This is a genomic window from Streptomyces sp. NPDC058086, assembly GCF_042885015.1.
Taxonomy (GTDB): Bacteria; Actinomycetota; Actinomycetes; order Streptomycetales; family Streptomycetaceae; genus Streptomyces.
The window spans coordinates 1-6,920 of sequence record NZ_JBHVST010000213.1 but is presented as its reverse complement, the minus strand read 5'-3'; the positions used below and the strand labels follow the sequence as shown (position 1 = coordinate 6,920).

Sequence of the window (6,920 nt, the reverse complement as noted above, 5' to 3'; positions counted from 1 at the left end):
CCCGGCCGGGGGGGGGGGGGGGGGGGGGGCGGGCGGGGGGGGGGGGGGGGGGTGGGGGGGGGGGGGGGGGGGCGGGGGGGGGGGTGGTGGTGTTGGTGTGGGGGGTGGTGGGGGGGGGGGTGTAGACCCCCCCCCCAAACCCACCCCACGCCACAGCGGCAGAGGCCGGGTCTACCTGGTGAGTTCGGCCGGTTCATCGAGCCGTGTCAGCTTCCGCGGATTTGCGATCGCGTGAATCCGGATGACTTTCCCGTCTTCCACCACGAGGCTCACCGCGGCCACTCGCCCGTCGATCTCGATCCGGCCCGCGGGCGCGCCGTTGAGCCACACGGCCGACACCACCCGGTCCGGGCGAGCGAGCATTTTCGCCACGAGTGCGGCCCCGTGGACCGGAGCCGGAGCGGCGGACGCAATCCCGCCGCCGTCGGCGATCAGAACCACGTCCGGTGCCATGATGTCCAGCAGTTCCTGTAACTGGCCGGTGCGCAGCGCGGCCAGGAACCGCTCCACCACGGCCTGCTGCTCCGACCGGCTCACCGGCACCCGCGGCCGCCGGGCCGCCACGTGCTCGCGTGCCCGCCGCGCGATCTGGCGCACCGCGGCCGCGGACTTGCCGACGGCCTCGGCGATCTCGCCGTACGGCATCTCGAAGACCTCGCGGAGCACGAACACCGCGCGCTCCGTCGGCCCGAGCGTTTCGAGCACGGTCAGCATCGCGATCGAGACGTTCTCCGCGAGCTCGACGTCGTCGGCGACGTCGGGGCTGGTCAGCAGCGGCTCCGGCAGCCACTCGCCGACGTACTCCTCGCGGCTGCGCGACAAGGTACGCAGACGGTTGAGGGCCTGCCGTGTGACGGTTCGCACGAGGTAGGCCCGCGGGTCACGGACCTGCGCGCGGTCGACGTCGGCCCACCGGAGCCAGGACTCCTGTAACACGTCCTCGGCGTCGGCCGACGAGCCGAGCATTTCGTAGGCGACCGTGAACAGCAGGCTGCGATGGGCGACGAACGGGTCCTTGGTCATGCCGTCGACGCTACGCCGAAGTTCTGCGGACGCGCGGCCAGCGGAATCTCGCAGGCATCGGAGTAGCCCTGCGACGTGATCCCGTGTGCCGTGTTGCACCTGGTGGCCAGGTTGGCGAAGCCGATGAACACGGTGAGTTCGACCATCGCCGCCGGGCCGAGCCGGTCGAGCAGCCGTGCGGACAACTCGTCGGTGACGGTCGTCGGTGTGTTCGTCATGGCCTCGGCGTACTCCAGCACGTCCCGCTCCAGCGGCGTGAACACCTCCGACTGCCGCCAGCGCGGCACCTGGCTCGCCTTGGCCAGGTCCAGGTTCTGGTTCAGTGCGTGGAAGTAGTTGATGTCGAGGCACCAGCCGCAGCCGACCTGTGCCGCGACGGCCATGTGCGCGAACGTCTTGAGGCTCGCGTCGGCCGCGTTCCACGTGGCCACCTTGGCCGAGAACTCCTGGTTGGCTTCAGCGAGTTCGGGGTTGTTCCACAGCACCTCGACAGGCTCGGGCACGGCACCGAGCTGCTTGAGCATGATTTCGCGGAGCTCCACGGGGAGCTCGGCCTTCGGGACGCGCAGCGTCATGGTGTTCTCCTTGTACGTGTGCCTGTTTGCCGGTTCGACATGAAGACACCGCCGGCCTCGCGTATGTGACAACGGGCGGTGGGACCGGGGACGGGGCGGGTGTACTGGACCTCGGGACCGCAGGTGGGGCCGGCTTCGGGGTCCATGCGTTCTCTCGAGGCCGGCACGGAGCGCACAACAGCCAGGACCGACAAGAAGAAGGCGTCAGCCGCCGTCCTTGCGGCAGCCGCGCCGGTCGCCGCCGTACTGCTGGCGGAGGCGGCCTCCGCGGCCTCCGGGCACCGCGCCGCACGCGGTGAATACACCCGGGCCGAGCTCCGCCGCGACCTGGCCGCCGTGCGCAAGGCTGGTGGCGGGGACGTGACTGTGCCGGCCAGGGTCGACGGCCAGCCCGGAGGGCGCCTACAGGCTCGCCTCGGCACCGTGTCGGCCGGCTCCCACGCCCCCGTGCCGTAGGGCTCGCACTTCCGGACGGCCTCCGCCACCAGGGCATTCGTCGCCACCGTGGTGCTGCAACTCGCCGCCGAGAGGCAGCTCTCGCTGGACGACACCGTCGAGCACTGGCTGCCGGGCGTGGTCTCGGGCAACGGCAACTACGGCTCCCGGATCACGGTGCGCGACCTGCTCCGCCAGACCAGCGGGATGTTCGGCTACGTCGACGACCCGGACATCCAGCGGATGCTCCGCGAACACTTCGACGAGAACCGATACAACGACACCTCCACTGCCGACCCGGTGGTGACGGCCGTGGTCCACAAGCCACTGTTCGTGCCGGAGGCCGGCCGCACCCGCTGGGCATACTCCAACATCAACTAGAGATCTTTAACGGTGCGGGTTACGGCCGGCGCACTGTGACTGATTCCCAATCGTCCTTGTCAAGCCGGCTGGGGCGGCTCGGGGGTCCAGTGCCGTTGATCCCGGATGAGAGCCCATAGGACGTCGAGCCGACGGCGAGCGAGTGCAAGGATCGCCTGCTTGTGGCTCTTGCCCTCGTTCCTCTTGCGGTCGTAGAACGTCTGCGACGTAGGGCAGAAGCGCGCGGCGATCTGGGCCGAGAGGTAGAAGACGCGCAGGAGCCGGCGGTGGTAGCGATGTGGTCGGCGCATGTTTCCGCTGATCCGGCCTGAGTCCCGTGGGACCGGCGCGAGACCGGCGACTGCGGCAAGCCGTCCCTTGCTGCCGAAGGCGTCCATGTCCCCTCCGGTGCAGGCAATGAACTCCGCCCCCAGCAACGGACCCATTCCGGGCATGCTGACGATCACTTCCGCGTCGCGATGCTCACGGAAGCGGGCCGCGATCTGCAGGTCGATGCCGTTGATCTCCTCGTCCAGCGCCAGCACGGCCCTGGCCAGGGTGCAGACCACAGCTGCGGCCGTGGCCTCCCCGGCGACAGCGGTGTGCTGGGCCTGCGCTGCGGCCGCTGCAGCGTCCGCCAGGGCCTGGGCGCCGCGAACCTTGCGGTTCTTCAACCAACTCGTCAGCCGGCTCGCGCCGATCCGGCGCAGAGCTGCTGGCGTCTGGTAGCCGGTCAGCAGAGTGAGGGCGCCTTTGGACGCGGCGTAGTCGAACGCCCGCTCCAGAGCGGGGAAGTACTCCAGCAGCTGAGCCCGCAGGCGGTTGATGGCCCGCGTGCGGTCGGCCGCCAGGTCATAGCGCGAGCAGTGAGGATCTTCAGGTCCACCGCGATCTCGTCCCAGTCCTGCAGGGGCTGCAGGTCCCGGCGCATCCGTGCCTGGTCGGCGATGACGTAGGCGTCCTTGGCATCGGTCTTGCCGTCCCCTCGGTAGCTGTGGGAGGCATGGTGAACGGTGCGGCCAGGGATGTAGAGAAGTCGTTGACCGTGACTGGTGAGCAAAGCGATCAGCAGGGCGGCTCCGCCCGCGTTCAGATCGACTGCCCAGGTCACCGGGTCGTCCTCGGCCGGTGCAAGGACGTCGCCTATGAGCCCCAGCAGCTCAGCCTCGTTGTTCGGTACTCGGCGCGAGAGGATCTTCGTTCCGTCCGTGTCGATCACCGTGCAGTGGTGCGCGGCCTTGCCGGCATCCGTCCCCGCCCAGAGCTCGGGCACCCGAGCCTCCCTCGCCGATCGGTTGACTGGTCCCTGCAGACGACCACGCCGGCGTGTCCTTACGAAGCGATCTCTGTTCGCGCATCCCAATGAGTGGCCGTGTCGTCGCGGGGCACTGGGCGGCCTATCAGTCAAAGCCACACGTACGGCATGAGCGCTTTCAGCCACACCCAGGCCCCTGGGTCTCCCGATCGTACGAAGGACCGGAATCAACCCGCCAACAAGGTAAGGAGCGCTTCAGCGAGTGGGCGCGTGAGTCGGCGACCGGAGCGTTCTGCCCCGACGGCGCGGGTGAGGCGGTTGGCCTTGGCGTCGAGTGGCGGCTCTGGGCGTTGGTATGTCAGTGGCGCCGGATATGTTGCTGAGCATGACAAGGTGGATCGACTGCGGCGTCATAGCGTGGGTGGAAGAAGAGCGGTACCGGGAAGACGAAACCGTCCTGGTCTACTTCAAGGGGACCAGTCTGGCTGCCATGGCCGAAGGTCTGTCCGCGCGGCACCGGCCGCCGTTCGCCTACGGAAACGACACGGCAGCCGGCGACTGGGGCGTGATCGTGCACCACATGTTCAACCGCGACGACTACGACGAGATCGACTACCGCGAGCTGTGCCCCCAGGGCGCTGAGCTGATGGTGTTCGTTCCCAACCCGTGCGTTGCCAAGGCCCACGGGCCCAAGGCGTACCACTTCCAGGATGGCCAGGTATCGTCCTGCATCGACTACGAAAATCCCGACCACGTCGGAGAATACTGGCCCAACAAGATGGCCCCCCTCATCACGGCGGCCGGACTGGACCATCAGAACGAGACCTACGAGGAGCAGCTGACCCAGCTGATCTGTGACCACCTGGGGTTGCCCGCGCTGGATCGCGACACCATCACGGTGGACCGCGACCTGGTGGCTTCCTCTTTGTAGGAGACCTTTAACGGCCGGGGTTGTGGAGGTTGGAGGTCGAGCCCGGTTTTGGCGATAAGTCCCTCGATGAGGCGGGGGCGATACTGCATCCGCTTCAGCCGCGTCTTCACCAACGCGGTGAGCTGGTCGAGGCTGTGTTCGGTGAGGTTGGCCAGCGACCGTTTCAGGTGCTACCACACGCCCTCGACCGGATTGAACTCGGGCGCGTACGGCGGCAGCTGGTAGACGGTCAGCCATAATCGGGCGTCGACCAGCTCCCGCATGGCGCGGCTGACGTGCGTGTTCAGATTGATGCCCCTATGTGCTGTCAACCGGTGCCAGGTGCCGGTTGTGGCAGTGAGACGGCTCGAATGTATTGGTAGATCTCTCGTGCCACGTAGCGCTTGAGACACCGGATGATCTCGCGTTTGGTCTTGCCCTCAGCGCTGCGTCGTTCGAGGTAGTGCTGGGTTCGTTCCTCGCGTCGGAGGCGAGTGAGCACGATGCGGTAGAGCGCCGCGTTCGCTTGTCGGTTGCCGCCGCGGTTGAGGCGGCGGTGCCGGCTCTTGCCGGATGAATGCTCGCCGGGTCGGCACGCCCGTTCGGACCACGGTCGGCAGATCAACTCTCTGGACAGCAAGGTCAGTCCCGCACCGAGCCAGGCCGTGGTCCGAACGAGACCCCGCCATTCTCACAGTCCCAGACCAGGACGACGGGGGTGCCGAGCTGCTGGTGTGCGGCGTCGAACAGGCGGGCGTGGTCGGTCTCGGTGAAACCCTTGCGCCGGCCCTTGGCGGGGCCGCGGTCGAGGTGGATGCGGTTGATCAGCCGCGCCGGTGGCCGGACTTGGTGCAGATCAGTGCCGCCATGGGGACGCGTTCAGTGCCCGCGGCGGTGACCCGCACGACGGGCGTGTGGCCTCGTCGGCCCCAGGTTCGACCCTTCGGCGGCCTCAGGCCCTGGCCTGCTTCGTCCTCGAAGGAGAGCCAGGCGCCCAGGTCCGCCGCCGTCTTTTTATGACGGGCCGCTGCTCGTCCTTCCAGGCGGCGATCTTCGCCTCGTCGCGCTCGGTGGCCTTGCGGGAAGGGACCTGAACGCTCCAGCCGATGCGGTGCAACAGCAGGTCCAGCCCGGCCAGGGTGTACTCCACGCCGAACCGGCGGCGCACAACCTCGACGATCCTCACCAGAGTCCAGCACTGGTCGCCCCAACCCGCGGCGGCCGGGCCGACATCCAACACCGACTGCGGTAAACGCAGTTGACTCGCATCGAGCCTGCAGCGGGCACCGCCGGGCCCCTTGGAGACCAGGGCCTGCCGACCACCCTCAGTCAGCGCCCGACGCCAGCGGTTCGCCGACATCCGGGTCACCCTGAATTGCCGGGCCACCTCCAGGTCACTGGCCCCGGCCTCGACCAGATCAGCGGCCGTCAACCGGAGTCCCTCACGTCGAACCCGCTCTTGGAGCGGCAGCCGGCACAAGGTGTACGTCGACCAGAGCAACGGCCGGATCATGAGGGCGGAGTAGGAGACGGCGGGCGACGATCGCCGCCGCGACGACCGGGACGGCGCCACCGACGACCACCGCGACGATCACCACGGTGGCAGCGACGACAACGGTGGCGACACCCACGTTCGACACCGCTAACTGGTGGGGCCGGTCGCGCAGTGCAGGTCGGCGACGACCGTGGTGCGGGTGAGAGCGGTGAACTCGTCGAAGGTCCATCCCTTTTTTCTTCGCAGGGAATCCCGGCCTTCAGGCCGGGCGGGAATGCGATCCTCGGCCCGGGGGCGCGAAGCGCCGGAGATCACTGCGTCTGCGGGGTGACGGTCAGGCTGGGCGCTTCTGGTTGTCGATGTAGTCCTTGACGATGCTCAGTGGTGCGCCGCCGCAGGACCCCGCGAAGTAGGACGGGGACCAGAACACCGAGCCTGTCCCGCTCCGGTTGATCCGGCCGGTGTACTCCGCGCGCAGGTAGCGGGAGCTGACCCCCTTGAGGCTGTTGACGAGTTTGGACAGGGCGATTTTCGACGGGTAGTGCACGAGCAGGTGGACGTGGTCACCTTCGCCGTTGAACTCCCGCAGCTGTGCGCCGAAGCTCTCGCATACGTCCCGCATGATCGTCTCGCAGCGCGTCAGCATCTCGCTATTGAAGACTTCCCGCCGGTACTTGGTGACGAACACCAAGTGGGCGTGAAGGTTGTGGATGACGTGGTTTCCTCGACGGATATCGGGTTCTGGTTCCCAGCGTGATGACTACGCCAAATGTGCAAATGGAATAGGATTGGGTGAACTCGACCGGAGGGGGCGGGCGTTGGGGTGATCCGTGCGTACAAGTTCCTCATGCGGCCCACCGTCCGGCA

General features: G+C 67.9%; 10 protein-coding genes and 1 pseudogene. 3 read left to right on the top strand and 8 right to left on the bottom strand.

Annotated elements, in window-relative coordinates; genetic code table 11:
- Positions 1 to 171 precede the first annotated feature (171 nt).
- Both sigJ and ACFVWD_RS56705 read right to left on the bottom strand, forming a co-directional pair.
- Positions 172 to 1,023 carry an RNA polymerase sigma factor SigJ gene (gene sigJ / locus ACFVWD_RS56710; RefSeq protein ID WP_389606900.1) on the bottom strand — a complete coding sequence of 284 codons (852 nt, stop codon included), beginning with the start codon at positions 1,021 to 1,023 and terminating at the stop codon, positions 172 to 174.
- Positions 1,020 to 1,598, bottom strand: a complete 579-nt coding sequence (locus tag ACFVWD_RS56705; RefSeq protein WP_389606898.1) for a carboxymuconolactone decarboxylase family protein — start codon at positions 1,596 to 1,598, stop codon at positions 1,020 to 1,022. Before ACFVWD_RS56705 ends, sigJ begins: the two co-directional genes overlap by 4 nt.
- 144 nt (positions 1,599 to 1,742) lie before the next feature.
- On the opposite strand from ACFVWD_RS56705, the gene ACFVWD_RS56700 reads away from it, so the two are divergent.
- Together ACFVWD_RS56700 and ACFVWD_RS56695 are read left to right on the top strand one after the other, a co-directional pair.
- Positions 1,743 to 2,054: a hypothetical protein gene (locus tag ACFVWD_RS56700; protein ID WP_389606897.1), complete on the top strand. Its 312-nt coding sequence runs from the start codon at positions 1,743 to 1,745 to the stop codon at positions 2,052 to 2,054.
- Between the two features lie 48 nt (positions 2,055 to 2,102).
- Positions 2,103 to 2,414: a serine hydrolase gene (locus tag ACFVWD_RS56695; RefSeq protein ID WP_389606895.1), complete on the top strand. Its 312-nt coding sequence runs from the start codon at positions 2,103 to 2,105 to the stop codon at positions 2,412 to 2,414.
- A 59-nt stretch (positions 2,415 to 2,473) separates the two neighbouring features.
- Here ACFVWD_RS56695 and ACFVWD_RS56690 read toward each other — a convergent pair.
- A pseudogene (locus ACFVWD_RS56690) lies at positions 2,474 to 3,666 on the bottom strand (IS110 family transposase).
- Between the two features lie 403 nt (positions 3,667 to 4,069).
- Here ACFVWD_RS56690 and ACFVWD_RS56685 point away from each other — a divergent pair.
- Positions 4,070 to 4,579, top strand: a complete 510-nt coding sequence (locus tag ACFVWD_RS56685) for a hypothetical protein (protein ID WP_389606893.1) — start codon at positions 4,070 to 4,072, stop codon at positions 4,577 to 4,579.
- Positions 4,580 to 4,749: 170 nt separating this feature from the next.
- Here ACFVWD_RS56685 and ACFVWD_RS56680 read toward each other — a convergent pair whose 3' ends face one another.
- The 5 genes from ACFVWD_RS56680 to tnpA form a co-directional block, all read right to left on the bottom strand.
- Complete coding sequence (locus ACFVWD_RS56680; RefSeq protein ID WP_389606891.1) at positions 4,750 to 4,890, bottom strand: transposase; 141 nt, start codon at positions 4,888 to 4,890, stop codon at positions 4,750 to 4,752.
- Positions 4,887 to 5,183, bottom strand: a complete 297-nt coding sequence (locus ACFVWD_RS56675) for a transposase (protein WP_389606903.1) — start codon at positions 5,181 to 5,183, stop codon at positions 4,887 to 4,889. Before ACFVWD_RS56675 ends, ACFVWD_RS56680 begins: the two co-directional genes overlap by 4 nt.
- A 327-nt stretch (positions 5,184 to 5,510) precedes the next feature.
- A complete protein-coding gene (locus tag ACFVWD_RS56670; RefSeq protein ID WP_389606889.1) occupies positions 5,511 to 5,990 on the bottom strand; it encodes a winged helix-turn-helix domain-containing protein in 480 nt (159 codons plus the stop codon).
- Positions 5,991 to 6,000: 10 nt separating this feature from the next.
- Complete coding sequence (locus tag ACFVWD_RS56665; RefSeq protein WP_389606887.1) at positions 6,001 to 6,198, bottom strand: hypothetical protein; 198 nt, start codon at positions 6,196 to 6,198, stop codon at positions 6,001 to 6,003.
- A gap of 189 nt (positions 6,199 to 6,387) precedes the next feature.
- Positions 6,388 to 6,786 carry an IS200/IS605 family transposase gene (gene tnpA, locus ACFVWD_RS56660; RefSeq protein ID WP_389606901.1) on the bottom strand — a complete coding sequence of 133 codons (399 nt, stop codon included), beginning with the start codon at positions 6,784 to 6,786 and terminating at the stop codon, positions 6,388 to 6,390.
- Positions 6,787 to 6,920 lie beyond the last annotated feature (134 nt).